Origin of the sequence: Geothrix edaphica, assembly GCF_030268045.1 — a bacterium.
GTDB lineage: Bacteria > Acidobacteriota > Holophagae > Holophagales > Holophagaceae > Geothrix > Geothrix edaphica.
Genome location: NZ_BSDC01000003.1, coordinates 213532 through 231611, shown reverse-complemented (window position 1 = coordinate 231611; position 18080 = coordinate 213532). Strand labels below are relative to the sequence as shown.

Annotated in this window: 15 protein-coding genes and 1 tRNA gene; 7 read left to right on the top strand and 9 right to left on the bottom strand. The window is 69.9% G+C overall.

What is annotated here, in order from left to right; translation table 11 throughout:
• The first annotated feature begins 124 nt into the window (after positions 1 to 124).
• On the top strand, positions 125 to 1735 hold the full coding sequence (locus QSJ30_RS11845; RefSeq protein ID WP_285609496.1) for a hybrid sensor histidine kinase/response regulator: 1611 nt from the start codon (positions 125 to 127) through the stop codon (positions 1733 to 1735).
• Here QSJ30_RS11845 and QSJ30_RS11840 read toward each other — a convergent pair.
• The gene (locus QSJ30_RS11840) at positions 1732 to 2469 is read right to left on the bottom strand and encodes a tRNA threonylcarbamoyladenosine dehydratase (protein WP_285609494.1); all 738 of its coding nucleotides are present in this window, start codon (positions 2467 to 2469) and stop codon (positions 1732 to 1734) included. The two genes, QSJ30_RS11845 and QSJ30_RS11840, sit on opposite strands and share 4 nt — an antisense overlap.
• Positions 2466 to 3179: a TatD family hydrolase gene (locus QSJ30_RS11835; protein WP_285609492.1), complete on the bottom strand. Its 714-nt coding sequence runs from the start codon at positions 3177 to 3179 to the stop codon at positions 2466 to 2468. Before QSJ30_RS11835 ends, QSJ30_RS11840 begins: the two co-directional genes overlap by 4 nt.
• A gap of 303 nt (positions 3180 to 3482) precedes the next feature.
• Between QSJ30_RS11835 and QSJ30_RS11830 the strand changes: the two genes are divergently transcribed.
• Positions 3483 to 3559 (top strand) — tRNA-Arg (locus QSJ30_RS11830).
• Between the two features lie 64 nt (positions 3560 to 3623).
• Here QSJ30_RS11830 and QSJ30_RS11825 read toward each other — a convergent pair.
• Positions 3624 to 4727: a hypothetical protein gene (locus tag QSJ30_RS11825; RefSeq protein ID WP_285609490.1), complete on the bottom strand. Its 1104-nt coding sequence runs from the start codon at positions 4725 to 4727 to the stop codon at positions 3624 to 3626.
• Between the two features lie 170 nt (positions 4728 to 4897).
• On the opposite strand from QSJ30_RS11825, the gene QSJ30_RS11820 reads away from it, so the two are divergent.
• From QSJ30_RS11820 to QSJ30_RS11810, 3 genes are read left to right on the top strand one after another with little or no spacing between them, the layout of a single operon-like run.
• Positions 4898 to 5329, top strand: a complete 432-nt coding sequence (locus QSJ30_RS11820; RefSeq protein WP_285609488.1) for a deoxycytidylate deaminase — start codon at positions 4898 to 4900, stop codon at positions 5327 to 5329.
• A 56-nt stretch (positions 5330 to 5385) separates the two neighbouring features.
• The gene (gene fdhF, locus QSJ30_RS11815; protein WP_285609486.1) at positions 5386 to 8076 is read left to right on the top strand and encodes a formate dehydrogenase subunit alpha; all 2691 of its coding nucleotides are present in this window, start codon (positions 5386 to 5388) and stop codon (positions 8074 to 8076) included.
• An 8-nt stretch (positions 8077 to 8084) separates the two neighbouring features.
• The gene (locus QSJ30_RS11810; RefSeq protein ID WP_285609484.1) at positions 8085 to 8747 is read left to right on the top strand and encodes a DUF2238 domain-containing protein; all 663 of its coding nucleotides are present in this window, start codon (positions 8085 to 8087) and stop codon (positions 8745 to 8747) included.
• A gap of 2 nt (positions 8748 to 8749) precedes the next feature.
• Here QSJ30_RS11810 and QSJ30_RS11805 read toward each other — a convergent pair whose 3' ends face one another.
• The 4 genes from QSJ30_RS11805 to QSJ30_RS11790 form a co-directional block, all read right to left on the bottom strand.
• Positions 8750 to 9703 carry a hypothetical protein gene (locus QSJ30_RS11805; RefSeq protein WP_285609482.1) on the bottom strand — a complete coding sequence of 318 codons (954 nt, stop codon included), beginning with the start codon at positions 9701 to 9703 and terminating at the stop codon, positions 8750 to 8752.
• Between the two features lie 347 nt (positions 9704 to 10050).
• A complete protein-coding gene (locus tag QSJ30_RS11800; protein WP_285609480.1) occupies positions 10051 to 12159 on the bottom strand; it encodes a SpoIID/LytB domain-containing protein in 2109 nt (702 codons plus the stop codon).
• Entirely contained in the window at positions 12156 to 13112 is a 957-nt protein-coding gene (locus tag QSJ30_RS11795) for a serine hydrolase domain-containing protein (protein WP_285609478.1), read from the bottom strand. Before QSJ30_RS11795 ends, QSJ30_RS11800 begins: the two co-directional genes overlap by 4 nt.
• Before the next feature lie 173 nt (positions 13113 to 13285).
• Positions 13286 to 14251 carry a Gfo/Idh/MocA family protein gene (locus QSJ30_RS11790; protein WP_285609476.1) on the bottom strand — a complete coding sequence of 322 codons (966 nt, stop codon included), beginning with the start codon at positions 14249 to 14251 and terminating at the stop codon, positions 13286 to 13288.
• 66 nt (positions 14252 to 14317) lie between these two features.
• On the opposite strand from QSJ30_RS11790, the gene QSJ30_RS11785 reads away from it, so the two are divergent.
• Both QSJ30_RS11785 and QSJ30_RS11780 read left to right on the top strand, forming a co-directional pair.
• Positions 14318 to 14788, top strand: a complete 471-nt coding sequence (locus QSJ30_RS11785) for a hypothetical protein (RefSeq protein ID WP_285609474.1) — start codon at positions 14318 to 14320, stop codon at positions 14786 to 14788.
• A gap of 4 nt (positions 14789 to 14792) precedes the next feature.
• Positions 14793 to 16442, top strand: coding sequence for a M14 family zinc carboxypeptidase (locus QSJ30_RS11780; protein ID WP_285609472.1), 1650 nt, complete (start codon positions 14793 to 14795; stop codon positions 16440 to 16442).
• Between the two features lie 50 nt (positions 16443 to 16492).
• On the opposite strand, the gene QSJ30_RS11775 is transcribed toward QSJ30_RS11780, so the two are convergent.
• The gene (locus QSJ30_RS11775; protein ID WP_285609470.1) at positions 16493 to 17224 is read right to left on the bottom strand and encodes a YebC/PmpR family DNA-binding transcriptional regulator; all 732 of its coding nucleotides are present in this window, start codon (positions 17222 to 17224) and stop codon (positions 16493 to 16495) included.
• 86 nt (positions 17225 to 17310) lie between these two features.
• Positions 17311 to 18030, bottom strand: a complete 720-nt coding sequence (locus QSJ30_RS11770) for a tetratricopeptide repeat protein (protein ID WP_285609468.1) — start codon at positions 18028 to 18030, stop codon at positions 17311 to 17313.
• Positions 18031 to 18080: the final 50 nt, after the last annotated feature.

The window sequence follows — 18080 nt, the reverse complement described above, 5'->3', positions numbered from 1 at the left end:
AGGGGCCCGCCGGGGCCCTCCAGAGGTCTACCCACTAGTGCTTTGGGCCTAACTTGCCTAGTGATGAGAGCTACCTATACTGAGTCTTGTTCTGTGCGCCCTCGCAACCGGAAAAGGACCATTCGTGACGCTTCGGCAGGGAACCAAGGGTTCGTCCCCCGAGGACAGCAGTGGATCCGGCGGGCCGGGGAGGCCGGGCACGCGCCTGGCCCGGCTGCTCCGCGAGCTGGAGGACTTCAAGCGGGCCCTCGACGAACACGCCATCGTGGCGGTCACGGACGCCCGGGGGCGGATCACCTACGTGAACGAGAAGTTCTGCGCCATCTCCAAGTACTCCCGCGAGGAGCTGCTGGGCCAGGACCACCGGATCATCAACTCGGGCCACCACCCCAAGGCCTTCATGACGCGGCTGTGGGCGACGATCCTGGTGGGGAAGGTCTGGAAGGGCGAGATCAAGAACCGCGCGAAGGACGGCACCCACTACTGGGTGGACACCACCATCGTGCCCTTCCTGGACGAGAACGGACGACCCGTGCAGTTCGTGGCCATCCGGGCCGACATCACCCAGCGCAAGGAAGCCGAGGAGGCCCTGCGGCAGTCCCAGAAGCTGGAGAGCCTCGGCGTCCTGTCCGGCGGCATCGCCCACGACTTCAACAACCTGCTCACCACCATCCTGGGCAACGCGAACCTGGGGGCGATGAAGCTCTCGCCGGAGAGCCCGGCCCTGCCCTACCTCCACCAGATTGAGCAGGCCACGCTGCGGGCCGCGGACCTGACCCGGCAGCTGCTGGCCTACGCCGGGAAGGGCCGCCTGCAGGTCATCGAGGTGGACCTGAACCGCCTGGTGGTGGAGATGACCCAGCTCCTCACCGTGTCCATCTCCAAGAAGGCGATGGTGCGATATGACCTCTCCCCCGGGCTGCCGCGCATTTCCGCCGACCCCTCCCAGATGCAGCAGCTCGTCATGAACCTCGTCACCAACGCCTCCGAGGCCATCGGGGAGGAGACCAGCGGGCTCATCACCATCCGGACCGGCCTCCAGGCGGTGGACGAGGCCTACAACGGCGGACTGCTGCCCGCGCTGCCCCTGGCCGCGGGGAGCTACGTGACGCTGGAGGTGAGCGACACCGGCTGCGGCATGGCGCCGGAGGTGCGGGAGCGGATCTTCGATCCCTTCTTCACCACCAAGTTCACGGGGCGCGGGCTGGGGCTCTCCGCCATGCTGGGCATCCTCCGCAGCCACCACGGCAGCCTCAAGGTCTACAGCGAGCCGGGCCGCGGTTCGGTCTTCAAGCTGTTCCTCCCGGCCCTGGTCCGCACGCCCGAATCGGCCGCTCCACCCCCCCGGGAGGCCGGCTGGCAGGGGCGCGGTGTGCTCCTGGTGGTGGACGATGAACCCGGGGCGCGGGCCGTGGCCCGGACCCTGGCCGAGAACCTGGGTTTCCAGGTGCTGGAAGCGGCAGACGGGCAGGAGGCGGTGGGGCTGTTCGAGCTCCGCCACGGAGAGATCACTGCGGTGCTGATGGACCTGACCATGCCCCACCTGGACGGGCGCCAGGCCTTCCTCCGCATGCACGCGGTGAATCCGAACGTGCCGGTGATCCTCACCAGCGGCTACAGCGAACAGGATGTCCTCGCGGACTTCCTGGGCCGGGGCCTGGCCGGGTTCCTCGCGAAGCCCTACCAGAGCGGGCAGTTCCAGGCCGTGCTGCGGCAGGCCGTGGAAGGGGCCTAGGCGGGAGGCTCCAGCAGCAGGCGGAGGACTTCTTCGGCCACCTTCAGTCCCACGATGGCGGGCATGTACGAGATGGTGCCCACGGGCCGGCGCTGGCGCCCGGGGCCGCGATGGGGTTCGATGTCGACGGGGTTCGCGGGGCGCTTGTTGTCGGCGGGCTCCAGCGAATAGACGCAACGGATGCCCCGGGTGATGCCCGCCTTGCGCAGCTCCTTCCGGACGCGGGCGGCCAGGGGGCACAGGCGCGTGTCGCTCAGATCACCGACGCGGAGCTGGCTGCTGTCCGTGCGGCCCCCGGCGCCCATGGCCGAGATGATCGGCAGGCCCTGCTCGTGCGCCGTGCGCATGAGGGCCACCTTGCAGGTCATGGAGTCGATGGCGTCGATCATCACATCAGGCCGCGGCGTGAGCAGCTCCGGCAGCGTGTCGGTGTGGATGAAGGTGATGTGGGGCTCCACGTCGCAGTCGGGGTTGATGTCCCGCACCCGGGCGGCGGCCACCTCGGCCTTGGGCAGGCCGATGGTGGAGCGCAGGGCGAAGAGCTGGCGGTTGAGGTTGCTGGGGCCGACGACATCGTGATCCACCAGGCGCAGGTGCCCCACGCCGGCGCGGGCCAGGGCCTCCACGGCGAAGGAGCCCACGCCGCCCAGGCCGAAAATGGTGACGCGGGAGGCGCGCAACCGCTCCAGTGCCGCTTCTCCAAGCAGCAGCTCACTGCGGGAATACCACCTCATGCCATCAGCTCCCGGAAACACCGGCTGCCATTCTCCCAGGTCAGGAGTTCCAATTCCGCCACGGGGATGCCACGGAGGCCCGCCACCGCCTCGAACAGGCGCTCCAGTTCCCCGGCGCCGTCGGTCTCCAGGAGCAGGTGCCCAGGGGCCACGGCCCTCAGGGCTTCCCGCGCTCCCGCCCGGTCCGGCTTCAGGAGGTCCCCGGAGAAGGACAGGAAGACGCCCATGGCCTGAAGCTGCCGGGCCGTCTCCGGGCTGCCGGAGTAGGCGTGGACGAGGGCGCCTGCGGGTGGAACGCCCTCTTCGCGGAGGAGATCCAGTAAACGGCCCCAGGCGTGGACCACATGCAGCGCGATGGGCCGGCCCAGGGCGTGGGCCAGGCGAAGCTGGACGCGCAGGGCCGATTCCTGGGTGCCCCGGTCCGCTTCCTTCCGGGCGAAGTCCAGGCCGCACTCCCCCAGGCCGGCGCGGTTGGAGCGGAGCAGGGCCTCCAGCCGCGAAGCCCAGCCCAGGGCGGCCCCCTCCATGAACCAGGGATGGAGGCCCAGCATGGGGATGACCTGGTCGTGGGAAGCCGCATGGGCCACGACGGCCATCCAGTCCGCCTCACAGGTCCCGCAGACGACCCGGCGGTGGTCCCTGCGGAGCACCGGATCCTCCAGCGCACCGACCCTCGGCAGGTGGCTGTGGGCGTCAAAGAGAGGGGGCATGGAACTCACGCGATGGAGGGGATCGGGCGACCCCCGCTCCCGCTCCAATGATAGGCCGGGTTCGTGCATCATGAACGGAAGGATATCACCGCATCCATGCGTCCAGGTTGAATATCGATTGTCAAAAACGGGTCAAAATTGCTCGGTCATCGATGCGTGGGTTCCTGTTTCCCGGACTCCGGGCGCTCGGCCTCCTGCACGCGCGCTGCGCCTTCCCGGAAGCCGCGGGCCCGGGGCCTCATGAGGAGCGGGGCGCCACAACACAGGCACAACTGCTAGACTGAAACCGCGCAAACCCGCGTGGGTCCCGTAGCTCAGCTGGATAGAGCAGCTCCCTCCTAAGGAGCAGGTCGTGCGTTCGAATCGCATCGGGGCCACCAGTTCGGATGATCGGATGGCCGGGATGTCGGAGGATCTGAGGGCCCGGCGGACCGGCCGCCCGCCTCAGCGGATGGGCGCGTAGGCCAGGCCGCCGCTGGGCGCGAGGAAGACGGCTTCGTGGTCGAGGAGACCCACCAGCTGATGCCCTTCGGCGAGCGTGGTGGGGATCCACTCCAGGGCGCCGTTGAGGAGGTCGAAGCGGGCGAGCATCAGGCCCGTGGATTCCGGCGCGCCGCAGGATCGGACCTGACTGGACTGGAAGACGCAGAAGATGACGTCCCGGCCCGCCCAGGAGAGCATGGGACCGCGCCCCACCCGGCCCAGGGCCGCGCGGCCCGGGAGGGCATCATGGCAGGTGAAGAAGGTCTGGCCGGGCTCCTTGGGCCCCTTGACGGGATCGAGCACCGTGAAGGCCAGGCTGGGGCCTTCGGCCAGGTACACCGTCCCGTCCGCGCCCAGAGCCATGCGGTTGAGGGGGACGAGCAGGGGCTGGGCCGCGGCGTCCTTCAGCTGGGAGCGGTCGCCGTAGGACCAGAGCACCGCGCCGGTCCGGAGGTCGCGCTTCTCCAGGCAGGGCTTCAGGGTGCGATAGAGGATGAGGATGCCCTCACGGCCCACGGCCATGTCCTGGACGGGGGCGGGAAGCGCCGATGCGGTCTCGAGCTGCCCGTCCTTGGTGAGGATGACCAGCCGCCCGTCGCAGACCATCCAGGTCCGGCTGTAGGAGTCGACCACCCAGCGCTCGGGGACCGCCTCGCTGGCGGGGGCCTCGGGGGCTTGCTGGGATGCGGGTCTGGGCGCCGCTGGCTGAGGCCGCTGGTGGCGCGGGATGCCGTACAGAAGGGCACCGGCGGCGTCGTAGTCCGTGGTGGTGGCCCGGGGCGGTGCGGCGGCCGGCTTCGAAGCCGGGGCGGGCTTCCGGACCTCGGGCAGGAACACCGGCAGGGTGGACAGGAGGCCGCTGCCCTTCATCCAGGCGCGGAGTGACCGCGTGCCCGGATCGAAGAACACCAGCGAGCCGTCCACTTCCTGGAAGGCCCAGCCCCCGGTCGCGCGCGCGGGGTCCCAGTCCTGGAGGCGGGCCTGGGCGCGGGCCTGGGCGTGCAGGGAAACCGGCCCGCAGAGGGCCAGGATGGCAAGGAGGGGGGTCAGAAGACTGGGTCTCATATATTACCTGCCTATATTTTATTATGCCTATGAGCGACTTTGGTTGAACCCCTGAGGCTGTGACGAAACGCACGATTTCTTCCAAGGACACCCAGATCCATTGAGTGGTGGAGGGTGGGTCCGCGGCGGAGCGCATCTTGCGATGATGGAGGTTTCCCGAGGGGCCCACCGTGACGCGATCCCAGCTGAAGGACGAAGTCTTCATGAACATGGCGCTGGAGCTGAGCCGCCTGGGGACCTGCTGCCGCCTCCAGGTGGGCGCTGTGCTGCTGCGGGGCGACGGCGGCATCGCGGCGGCGGGATTCAACGGGGCGCTGCCGGGCATGCCGCACTGCACGCCGGAGACCTGCAAGCCCGGCCAGCGCTGCCTGCACACGAGCCACGCGGAGGAGAACGCCCTGGGCTTCTGTGACGGCCCCGTGGCCATCGCCTACGTCACCCACGAGCCCTGCCTCACCTGCTGCCGCGCCCTGGTGCGCCGGGGGGTCCGGCGCGTGGTGTTCCGCCATCCCTACGCGAGCATCGCGGAGCAGGAGCGCGTGGAGCGCCAGCACATCCTGGATCACTTCGGGGTGAAGTGGGAGCAGCACGGCCAGCCTTGAACTCCAGGGCATGCGGCGCATACTGCTGAGCGCCCCTTCCTTCAGGAGACAAACTGGTGATCGGAACCCTCATCCGCCTGCGGGTGAATGGCCGCGACGTCGCGGCGCGGCCGGGAACCATGCTGCTGCAGGCCTGCCGGGAGAACGGCATCGACATCCCCACCCTCTGCTCGGATCCGCGGCTGAAGCCGGCCTCCAGCTGCCGGTTGTGCGAGGTCGAGGTGGCGGGCCGCGAGCGCTCCCCCTGCGCCTGCGCCACGCCCGTGGAGGAGGGCATGGAGGTGGCGACCCACACGCCGGCCCTGGAGGACTTCCGCCGGGCCATGCTGACCCACCTGGCGGAGCGCATCCCCGGGGAGGACCCGGCGCGGCTGGCGGGGAAGCCCTTCCGGAAGCTGCTGGACGCCTATGGCGTGGAACCGTCAGGCACGAGGAAGCCGGAGGCGAAGCAGCCCGAGCATCCGTACCTGGATGTGGACCTCTCCTGGTGCGTGGCCTGCGGCCGCTGCGTGCGCATCTGCGACGAGGTGCAGGGGCAGAACATCTGGACCTTCACGGGCCGCGGAGCGGACCTGGCCCTGGCGCCGGGCCTGTCGCCGGGTCTGCGCGAGAGCGCCTGCGTGAGCTGCGGCGCCTGCGCCGACACCTGTCCCACGGGCGCCATCGAGGACGTCTCCCGCCTGGCGGCGGGACTGCCGGAGCGCTGGGTGCGCACCACCTGCCCCTACTGCGGCACGGGCTGCGAGATGGAGGTGGGCGTGAAGGGTGGGCGCATCACCGAAGCGCGCCCCGTGTTCGCTTCGCCTGTGAGCCGCGGCCACCTCTGCGTGAAGGGCCGCTATGGGTGGGGCTTCAGCGATGCGCCGGACCGGATCACGGAGCCCCTGATCCGGCGGAACGGGGTGTGGGAGCCCGCGACCTGGGATGAGGCGCTGGCGGCCGCGGCCTCCGCCCTCCAGCAGGCCCGCCGGGCTGGAGGCCCCAGTGCTGTGGGCGTGCTGGCCTCCAGCCGTTCCACCAACGAAGAGAACTACCTGACGCAGAAGTTCGCGCGCCTGGCCCTGGGCACGAACAACGTGGACTGCTGCGCCCGGGTCTGCCATGCGCCCAGCGCCGCGGGCCTGGGCCAGACCTTCGGCACCGGGGCGGCCACCAACAGCTACGCCGATATCGAGCGGGCCGGACTGCTCATGGTCGTGGGCGCGAACCCCACCGAGAACCATCCCATCGTGGGGGCCCGCATCCGCCAGCGGGCCCGGGCCGGCGTCCCGCTCATCGTGATCGATCCCCGGCGCACGGAACTGGCGGACCTGGCCACGATCCACCTCGCCCCCCGGCCCGGCACGAACCTTCCTCTCCTGCAGGCCATGGCGAGCCTGATCCTCGGTGAGGGGCTCACGGACCCGGCCTTCCTCGCGGCCCGCACGGAGGGTCTGGAGGCCTACGCGGCCTCCCTGCGCGAGTGGACCCCCGAGCGGGTGGGCGCTCTCTGCGGGATCGAGCCGGAGGCCATCCGGCGCGCGGCCCGGCTCTACGCCACCACGGGCCCGGCCATGATCTTCCATGGCCTCGGCGTCACGGAGCAACGCCAGGGCACGGATGGCGTGGCGGCCCTGGCCCACCTCGCGCTGCTCACGGGGAACGTGGGCATTCCCGGCGCCGGCGTGAATCCCCTGCGGGGCCAGAACAACGTCCAGGGCAGCGCCCAGATGGGCTGCGAACCGTCGCGGCTCACGGGCTACCAGAAGCTGGCGCAGTCCCGGGAGATCCACGCGCAGGTGTGGGGCGCCGAGCTGCCGGAGGAGCCTGGCCTCAACGCCCTGGAGATGATTGACGCCGCCGGCGAAGGGCGGCTGAAGGCGCTGCTGGTGATCGGCTACGACCCCCTCCTCAGCCATCCTGGGGCGCGGGAGACCGCGGAGAACCTGAACGGGCTGGAGGCCCTGATCGTGGTGGATCTGTTCCTCACGGAGACGGCGAAAGCGTTCGGCACGGTCTTCCTGCCCGCCGCCAGCCCCTTCGAGAAGGAGGGCACCTACATGAACGGCGAGCGTCGCGTCCAGCGTGTGCGCCAGGTGGTGCCGCCAAAGGGGGGCAGCCGCACGGACATGGCGATCCTCGCAGCCCTGGCGGAGCGGCTGGGCGCCGGGCAGCCCTTCCGGCACCCGGACGCCGCCGCCGTGTGGGACGAGGCGCGCCAGGTCTGGCCGGCCATCGCCGGCATCAGCCACGGGCGGCTGGACCAGGAGGGGGGCCTCCAGTGGCCCTGCCCGGCCGAGGACCACCCGGGCACCCCGGTGCTCCACGCCGGCGGTTTCCCGGGGGGCCGGGCGGCCTTCCGCCCGCTCGGTTGGACGCCCAGCCTGGAGGTGACGAATGGCGAGTTCCCCTTCCTGCTGAACACGGGGCGCAGCCTCTTCCATTTCAATGCTGCGACGATGACGGGCCGGACCCGCAACCGCGAGCTGCGGGCGGATGACGAGCTGGAGCTCCACCCCGACGACGCGGCGGAGCTGGGCCTCTCCGCCGGAGATCCGGTCCATGTGCAGAGCCGCCACGGGGCCTTCACCCTCCGCACCCGCCCCACGGACCGGGTCCGGCGGGGCGAGCCCTTCGCCACGTTCCACGCCGTGGCCGCCTACGTGAACCTGGCCACGGGCCCCGGCCGGGACACGGTCACGGGCACGCCCGAATACAAGGTCACGGCCGTGAACCTGCGCGCCACCGGGGATGCGAAGGTCATGTAATCTGGGGCATGCTCAGCCACGCCGCCCACCCGAACCCGCGCCCCTTCCGCGAGAACCGGTTCCTCCAGGTCCTCTGCGTCGCCTACGCCCTCGTCTGGATCGTGACGGCCATCCGGCCCCTCTATCCCGGGGACTGGCGGATGGAGAACCTGCTGGTGGTGCTGGCCGTGGCCGGTCTGGCCGGGACCTACCGCCGCTTCCCGCTCTCCGACCTCAGCTATCTGCTGATCACCATCTTTCTGGCGCTGCATGCGGTGGGCGCCCACTACACCTATGCCAACGTGCCGCTCGGCTTCTGGATGAAGGCGCACTGGGGACTGGCGCGAAACCCCTTCGACCGCATCGTCCACTTCAGCTTCGGCCTCCTGCTGGCCTACCCCGTGCGCGAGGTGTTCATGCGGGTGGCGCGCACCCGCGGGTTCTGGAACTACTACCTGCCCCTGGACGTGGTGCTGGCGGCCTCCGCCGTCTACGAGATCATCGAGAGCATCACGGCCCGCCTCAGCGCGCCGGAGCTGGGCGATGCCTTCCTCGGCACCCAGGGGGACATCTGGGACGCGCAGAAGGACATGACCGCCGCGGCGGTCGGAGCCGCCCTCACCATGTTCATGGTGGCCCTGGTGCGGCGGATGAACCGGATGCCCGAGGGGGAGACCGAGCCCGGGTCCTGACCTCAGATGCCGCCGTGCTCCCAGGTGGGCACGGGCGTGTTTTCCAAGGCCACCTCGGTGCCGTCATCCAGCACGAGCATGGGGGGCGTCCCAGGCCGGACATCCACGATCGTGCGGCCCAGGAGGCGCTCGCGGCGGTCCCGGTGCCAGGGGATGCCCACAGGGTAGGTGCGGCGGTAGGCGTCCAAGGGGCCTTCCAGCCGAGAGCAGAGGCGGTGGAGGGCGGCCTCGAAGGCGGTGTCGAAGCCCTTGGGGGGCTCCGGGTCCAGCCCGGCGGCCCGGAGGAAGGATTCTGCGGGTGTGAGGTCTCCGGAACCTCCGGCCACCCAGCGCCGCAGCCCGGACCCGAAGGGGGCCGGTCCATCCAGCGCCACGGCCCGGTCCCGGTGGATGCCGAGCCAGAGGGACACCCGCCCGCAGGAGCCGGCGCCCTCGAAATCGAGAGGCAGCTGGGCATCGTCGTGGAAGACCACGGCACGGAGGGGGAGCCACTCGAAGGTCTCGGCCACCTTGGCGCCCACGGGACCGAGGCTGTCCTGGCGCAGCTCGGAGACGGCCTCCGCGAAGGTCTGCCGGAGGCTGGCCAGGCTCAGGACACCCTCCGGGAGGCCCTGGGCGTCCAGGGGGAGGGGCGGTTCGTGCCAGTCCGCCGCCAGGGCCGGCAGCACCTGCTGGAAGAGGATCAGGGCCGGGTCCCAGTCCCAGTGGTGGGCGGGCTCGTAGCCCAGCTCGCGGCAGAGGTCGAACCAGGCCCGGTCCGGCGCGGGATCCCCGGGTAGGTAGATGGACCGGCCATCCAGGAAGATCTCGCAGCCCGGCTGGGCCGCCGGGGTCTGCCGCCGGCTCATGCCCAGCTCATGCCGCCCCAGGGTGGCCAGGGTGGTCTCGCGGTACGGATGGTCCTCCTGCCGCAGCACCTTCAGCGGCGCGCCGAGAATCCAGGCATCCAGAGACATACCTCCCCCAGGAAGGCAAACCTGGGGCGATGCCGGGGGTTCGTCAATCCCTGAAAGAGATTTTAGGGTCTGTTTTCAAAGTGGGGTGTGGCCGCGCAAGGGGCGCCGCCCAAGCGAGGCCAGGAAAGCGACGAAGGCGATAGCGGCACTATCGACGAGGAGCTTGACGCAGCATCGCGCCGGGCGCCGCCCCTTGCCCTCCGGGACGTCGCCCAGCCGCACCCCTGGCTGCGTTGGCGACCTCGAACGATGTCCCGCATCGCCCTTCGGTCTCCGCCTTGCCATGTGCGCGGCTGGACGGCGTCGCGGCTCGCATCCACTTTGAAAACAGACCCTGAGGTTGAAAATCAATCGACCTTACGCAGATCGGTCCCGGGGTAGTAGTGCGAAAGGATCTGCTGGAAGGTGGCCCCCTCCAGCGCCATGCCATAGGCGCCGGTCTGGCACATGCCCACCCCATGGCCCCAGCCCCGCCCGTAGAACACCCAGCGGCGCCGGGCGCCCTGGCCCAGGGTGAGGAAGCGGAACACGTTGTCCTTGAGACCCAGGAGGCCGCGGATGTGCATGCCGCGCACCCGGTGGGCGGCCCCCTGGCTGTCGATCAGCGCCAGGTCCAGCACCCGGCCCTCCTCGTTGTGCTGGGCCCTGAGCTCGCGGATGCCGGAGACCTTGATGCGCTTCCTCACCAGGGCCAGTAGGTCGGCCTCGGTATATTCCACGCGCCAGTGGGCGGTGGGGTTGTAGCGGTCCCAGGCGGCGCCATCGGGATCGAGCCGCCGCACCAGCACCGCGGCGGAGCCGTCCTCGGCGGAGATCCACTTCAGGCGGTCGCCCACCTGGATGTCGGCCTTCGGCAGCAGGCGCAGGCTGCCATCCGGCGCCTCCTCCGCGAGAATCAGCCTCGGGGAGAGGGCCAGGGGCTCAGGGCCGCCCCGCTTCCGGCGCACCTGCCGGTCCATCAGCAGGGCGCCTTCCCCGGGGGTCAGGGGATCCAGGTCCTGCCACATCCGGCCCAGGGCCAGGAGGGCCTGGCGAAGGGCGGGGGGCTCCTTGGCGGTCCAGAGGGCCGCGGGGACGATGCCCCTCCGGGTGAGGAAGGCGGCCAGCAGGCGATCGCCGGCAGGCACCTCGGGCGGCAGGAAGTACGCGGCGTCCTGGGGGCGCTCCTGGCCTTCCACCACAGTGTGGAGGCCCAGGGCCCGGGCCAGGGCGAGCACCAGATGGCCGTTCCGGGACAGGGGCGCCGGATCGAGGCCGAGGCGCTGCTGGAGGGCCAGCACCGGGGCGGCCAGGTCCTCCGTCGTGGCGGGGCGGGCCAGGCGGTCGCCGCTGAGCCACTCCACGGGCACGATGCCGGCCGCCAGCCTCAGCAGCTCCCAGCTGAGCCAGGACTGCTGGGCCTCCGCCGTGATGGGCGCGCCGGACGTGAAGGGCAGGGTGAGGGGCTTGGCGGGATAGCATGGGGCGGCCTTCAGGTAGGGGGCATCGCCGCCGAAGACCTGGGACACGTCCACCGTGTGGCCGCCGCAGTTCGCCATGAAGAGGGCCAGGATGGGCTTGCCGCCGTAGGTGGCGAACAGGCCTTCCGTCTCCTGGATGGCCCGGTCGGTGAGGAGCTGCTCGCCGTCGCGCCCGCCGTAGACCTGGTCGGCCACGGTGTCGCCCATGTCGAAACCGTCGGCCGCACGCTTGCCGCGGTTGGCCACGGCGTAGGTGCGGGCCGCCACGGCCTGGGCCTTCAGCGCCTCGAGGGAGGGGAACTCCCAGGCGCCCATCTCCTTGGGCACCACGCCACGGAGGTAGGTCTCCAGATCCAGGGTGTTCACCACCGTCAGGCGGCCCTGGGCGTTGGGGAAGATCTCCACCTTGCCCCGGTAGCGGCCCTTGCCCTGGAGGCTGGTCAGCTCGCCCGCGGGTCTCAGCCACACGCCGCCGAGGGGCAGGGCGCGCCGCTCATAGCGATCGCTGACGGCGTAGAGGGCGCGGCCCTTGCGGGGCTGGCTGTCGCGGGGCTCGGTGGCCACCCACAGCTCGTCGTACCCCAGGTCCTGGAGCTTCTGGAGCAGGGGCTCGGCCTTGGGCGCCTCGGGGAAGTGGCCGGTCAGCACGCGCCAGGTATCCGCATCGGGCACCCTCACGCGGTCCGCCGGCTCACCGAGCGTCTTCAGGCGCTTCATCAGGGCCTCCGCCTCGCCGGCGGCCAGGGGGCGGCCCACCTGGATGCGGTACTCGCTGGTGGGATCCGAGGCGCCGCGGCTGTCCCACCAGATGCGCAGCTTTTCGTCCGGGGCCAGCTTCAGCAGGGGTTTCCCGGCGCGGTCGCAGACCTGGCCGCCGCCTTCCAGTGACACGATCCATTCCGTGGCCTGGGTGTCGAGGCCGATCCTCAGCGGGGGCTGGGCGGCAGGGGCGGAAGCGACCGACAGGATCAGGGCGGGAACGAGGAGGGGCTTCATCCGCCCCATTGTCCCACGAATCGGGCGAGGGCCTCCCAGCGCCGGGCCCGCAGCGCCTCGGCGTCGAGCATCAGGCCACCCGGCCCTCCCCGGTGGAGGAGCAGGGCGACGCAGCTGCGATCCCCAGGCCGGTAGAAGAGGGCGGGACCGGTGTAGCCCAGGTGGAACCACCAGCCGGAGGGCACGCCGGCATCGGGGTCGGGAGCGGGTATCACAGTGGGCACCGCCTGCGTGGGGTCTTCGAGGACATGGATGCCGGGGCCCTGAGGGAGTCGCGACAGCAGCTGTCCAAAATGTCCGCTGCCCCCCAAGAGCACCTGGAGGCCCAGGCCCCAGCGGGCGGCATTCTCGCCGGCCGCGGCCTCCACCGCCATGCGGTCCGGCCAGCCGGCGGCCACCCAGCACGTGAGGGCCGCTTCCAGCTGGGGGGCTGTGGTGCCGTAGCCGGCGTGGCCGGGCATGCCGGCGCGCGCGTTGGCATCCTGGGGCAGATGCGCGCCGCGCGGCGGCAGGGGCCGTTCCGTGGCCAGCCGCCAGGCCTCCGCATCCGGCGCATCCGGAAGCACCTCCGGGACCTCCCGCCAGGGCGCGGGACTCAGGCCCGAAGCCGCGCCCAGCCGCGCGAAGGGCACACCAGTCTCGGCAACCAGCAGCTCCGCCAGCAGGCGGTAGTTCAGGTCCGAATAGGTGGCCAGCCCGGGCGTGGCGGGACGGAGCAGGGGGTGGTCCGGGACCGGGCGACGGAGCTGCGCGGCCAGAGGTTCACCGGTGAAGGGCCGCCAGGGTGGCAGGCCCGAGCTGTGGGACAGCAGCTGCCGCACTGTGAGAGGGGTCTCCCGATCATGGAACCCCAGGGCCCAGCGCCGGTCTGCATCCAGGTCCAGGTAGGCCAGCGCCAGCGGTGCCGTCACCAGGGGCTTGGCCAGGGAGGCGAGGTCGTAGAAGCGGCTCATACCAGGTACGCTCGATGACCGATGCACGGCGGGAAACCACTCACGCAGAGGGTCGCAGAGGAAGCGGAGGGCACAGAGGGATGGTCCTGTTCTTTTTCTCTTTCTCCGCGTTCTCGGCCATCTCGGCGACCCTCTGCGTGTGTTTTGGGTTGGTTCTATGACTACAAGGAAATTCAACCTTTCTGGATCTCTGCCAGGCTCTTCGCCACGGCCTTCTGTACCTGGTCGGCCACGCGCATGGCCTCCTGGCCCTCCTCCCAGGTGACGCCCTCGGTGCCCTGGCCCAGGCAGGCGGCGTGGAAGGCCTCGATCTCCAGGCGCAGGGGTTCGCCCTCTTCGATGTCGGCCGTCTCGGGGTGGACCTGCGGGCCGTCGGGGCCCATGACCAGCCGGAGGATCTCCAGCTTCTGGGCGGCAAAGTCGAGGCTGGCGTACTCCTTGTCTCCGAAGGCGCGGAGAGTGCGCTCCTTCTTGCGGGCCACCCGGCTGGCGGTGACGGTGGCGAAGGCGCCGCCCTCGAACTTCAGGCGGGCATTCACGAGATCCGCGTAGGGCGTCAGCACGGGCACGCCCACAGCCTCCACATCCAGCACGGGCCGGCCCACCAGGGCACGGAGCAGGTCCAGGTCGTGGATCATCACGTCCATCACCACGTCCACCTCGAGGCTGCGGGCCGGGAAGGGGGAGACGCGCACAGCCTCGAGGAAGCGGGGCTTGAAGCCGCGGTCGCGGAGGGCCGTCACGGCCGGATTGAAGCGCTCCAGATGGCCCACCTGGGCCACGATTCCCGGATTCGTGGCGCGGGCCGCGGCCAGGGCCTTCAGCAGGGCCACGCCCTCGTCGAGCGAGGCGGCCAGGGGCTTCTCCATCAGCACGTGCTTGCCGGCCTTCAGGGCCTGGAGGCCGAGGGCATGGTGGAAGCCGGTGGGAGCGGCAATCTGCACTGCATCCACTTCGGCCAGCACCTGGTCCAGGGAGGCGGCCCAGGGGGCACCGAACTTCGAGGCGATCTCCGGGCCCCGGGCGGGATCCGGATCCACCACGGCCACCAGGGTGGCCCCAGGAGCCGAGGCCGCGATCCTCGCGTGGTGCTGTCCCAGATGACCCACACCCACGACGGCGACGCGCAGCTTGGCCATGACATCCTCCAGATCCAATGAGCCTACCAGGGCTGCTAACCTGGGATTCCTACTCCAGAGGCAACCATGAACCTCAAGCTCGAAGCTGTGAACCTCCTCCGCTGGCTGCACTTCGTGACCCTCACCGTAGGTGGCGGCGCGGCCGTGGTGGCCCTGCTCCTGTCTGGATTCGAGGAGGGGCGCGAGGAGATCCGCGGTCTCGCCGCCACTGTCTGGGCCAAGGTGGTGGCCTGGTCCTTCCGGCTGGCCCTCCTCGCCGGCATCGGCCTGCTGCTGATGATGATCCAGGGCGGTCAGAACCCCCTGAAGCAGGGCCACTACATGCACATCAAGCTGCTGCTGGTCCTGGTGCTGGTGGGCCTGTCCGAGATGACGCCCAAGGCCCTGGCGGTGGGGAAGCGCGGCTCCGCCCTGCTGGCCCTGGTGCTGTTCCTGGCCTCCAGCTTCACGGTCTACAACAAGGGCCTCTTCGGCGGTCCCGCGAAGGCGGGGCCCGAGATGCCCTCCGCGGCGGACAGTTCCTTCACCGGGCGCTGATCCCATGCGGCGCCTGCTGTGGGCCCTGGCGGGGACAAGCCTTCTCGCCGGGTGGCCCCAGACCGTTCCTGAACGCACGCAGCTGAAGCGGACCTCCACGGTGGCTGAGGTCCGGGCCTTCATGGAGGCTCTGCGGAAGCAGGCGCCGGGGCTGGAGCCCTACCAGCCCAAGGGCGCCCCCCGCACCACGGAGACCGGCAAGCCCCTCCTGGCCTGGCGCCTGCGGGGAAACGGGCGGGATCCGCTGCGGGTCTTCGTGAACGCCAACATCCATGCCGGGGAGGTGGAAGGCAAGGAGGCCATCCAGCAGATCCTCCGCGAGCTGCTCCAGGGGAAGCACCCGGGTCTGCGGCGCGACCTCGACCTGGTGGTAATGCCCGCCTACAACGCCGACGGCACGGACGCCCTGGATCCCGCCATCCGGCCCTGGCAGCCCAACCCGACGGAAAGCGGCGTGGGCCGGCGCGAGAACGCCCTGGGCCTGGACCTCAACCGCGACCTCATGAAGGCTGCCGCGCCCAACACCCGCTGGCTCCTGGCCATGCTGGGCGACTTCGATCCCGCGGCGGTGCTGGACCTGCACACCACCAACGGCAGCACCCACGGTTTCCACCTCACCCATGGGCCGGCCTGCACCCTGGGGGCGGACGGAGACCTGCTGGCCTTCAACCGGGCGATGCTCGTGGCGGTGCGGGAGCAGCTGAAGGCCGAAGGCATGCCCACCTACGACTACGGCAACTTCGTGCCCTACCGGCCCACACCGGAGAAGCCGCCCACGGCCTGGGAGACTTACGATGCCCACCCCCGGCTGCTGACGAACTATCCCGCCCTGCGCAACCGCCTGGCGGTGCTCTCCGAGAGCTACGTCTACCGCAGCTGGCCCGACCGCATCGCCGACACCCGCCGCTTCGTGCTGGCCTGCCTGACCTGGATGGCGGAGCACCGCGGCGAAATCCGGGGCCAGATCCAGGGGGCCCAGGCCCGATGGCTGGAGGCCTGGAAGAAGGGGCCCGTGTCCCTTCCGCTTTCAGCGAAGCTGAAACAGGTCGAACGTGCAGCGTTCGACTGGGTGGACCCCATCCGCGACGAGAAGGGCCGCCTGGTGGGCGAGAAGAGCCGCACGCACCTGGAACTGCCCAGCTTCGTGGGCTTCGAGGGCCAGGACTTCGTGACGGTTCCGGCGGGCTACCTGGTGGACCCGGCCTATGCCCCCACGGTGCTGCCGCTGCTCCAGGCCCATGGCCTGAAGGTGCTGAAGGGGAGCGCGAGGCAGCGGGGCCTGGCCGTCCTGCATTTCCATGAGACCAGCCGCAAGCTGTCCGCTTCCGCCTACCAGGGCGTGTTCACCCTCGAACTCCAAGGGGCCTGGAGGGCCGATCCCGCTGCGAAGAAGCTGCAGCTGGCCTGGGCGCCGGAAGACCTGGACCGCGCCCTCTACATCCCACTCGACCAGCCCCTGGGCCGCCTGGCCTTCTACCTCCTGGACCCCCGCAGCACCGACAGCCTGGCCTACTGGGGCGTCTTCCACAGCGCCCTCATCCGCGGCGACGGCATGTGGGGCGAACCGCCGCGGTTCCCCATCCTGGCGGTGGGGCGTGGTGATTCGGATGCCGTCGCCATTACGACAATGCCTGCGCCCAAGGCGCAGGAATAACTCAGGGCGCCGAGAGGCGCCCTGAGCCTATCGGAGTCTTGAAGGGAACCCTAATCTTCGGGTTCCTCGTAGTCGCCGTTGTGCCACACGTTCTGCACGTCGTCGTTGTCCTCCAGCAGGTCCACGAGCTTGAGGAAGCTGGCGAGCTTGGAGCCCTCGAGGGCGGTGCTGGTGCTGGGGGCCATGATGATCTTGGCTTCGATGACGGGGAGCTTGGCGGCGTCCACGGCATCCTTCACGGCCTGGTAGGCCTCGGGGCTGGTCTTGATGACCCAGGCCTCGCCTTCGTTGACCACATCATCGGCGCCGGCTTCCAGGGCCACTTCCATGACCTTGTCTTCGGAGACTTCAGGCTCGACCACGATCTGGCCCTGCTTGGCGAAGAGGTAGGCCACGGAGCCCTGGGCGCCCAGCTCGCCGCCGAACTTGGTGAAGTAGCTGCGGATCTCGGGGGTGGTGCGGTTCTTGTTGTCGGTCATGGCCTCGACCATGATGGCCACGCCGCCCGGGCCATAGGCCTCGTAGACCACTTCCTCGTAGGTCACCCCTTCGAGCTCGCCGGTGCCCTTCTTGATGGCGCGCTCCCAGTTGTCCTTGGGCATGTTGCTGCCCTTGGCCTGGTCCACGGCCAGGCGCAGGCGGGGGTTGGCGTTCACGTCGCCACCGCCCAGGCGGGCGGCCACGGTGATCTCCTTCAGGATCTTCGTGAAGACCTTGCCGCGCTTGGCGTCAGCGGCGCCCTTCTTGTGCTTGATGGTGGACCATTTGCTGTGGCCGGACATAGAGGTTGCTCCTTCAATCGTTCGTTCCGCGCGGCAACCGATTCGCGGCTGCCTAAAGTTAAAAGAATCTTTTCAACGCAGGGAGATCACCCGCGAAGGGCGCGCCGCGAAACCCGGGCGAAGGCCGGAGCCTCCTGGCGGATCATGGGGCGTTCCAGGAGGAACTGGTACCACTGCTCGCCGTAGACCTTCATCTTGAGGGCCTTGCCGTTCTGCAGCAGGTTGCGGTTGGTGATGAGGCGCTCGTCGCCCTTGCAGATCCCGAGGCCCTGGTTGAGCGTCTCAATGGCCTTGTCACGCTCGCCCATCTCCACCAGCACATAGGCGTAGACGGCGTAGAGCAGACTCTCCTTCTTGCCGGCCTTCAGGGCCAGGGCGAAGGTCTCCTTGGCCTTCTTCTTCTCGCCACGCTTCCACTGGAGGATGCCCAGCATGGCCTTGGCGATGTAGTGCTGCATGGAGGCAGAGGCCAGCAGGGGCTCAGCCTCCTCGTTCTTCTTGCGGAGGTACTGCACCACGCCGATCTGGCCGTCGATGCTGCCCTTCACGAGGAACTGCTTGGGGGCGAAGCGGTAGCCCTCCTTCATCACCTCGATGGCCTTCTCGAACTGCTGCTTCTTCAGCAGCTCCCCCGCGCGGGTGAAGATCTTCTCGAGTTCCTGCTGGACCTTGCGGCCCTGCCAGATGAAGAGGCCCGCCCCGGCGAGGAGGCCGATGGGCACGCTGATCCACAGCTTGATGCTGAGCAGGGTGGACAGCAGGATCACGGCGAAGGCCGTGCCCAGGCCTAGCAGGAGGTTGATCACGGAGGCTCCGATGGGGCCCGGGGCCGGGCCAAAGGGCCATTTTATCGGCC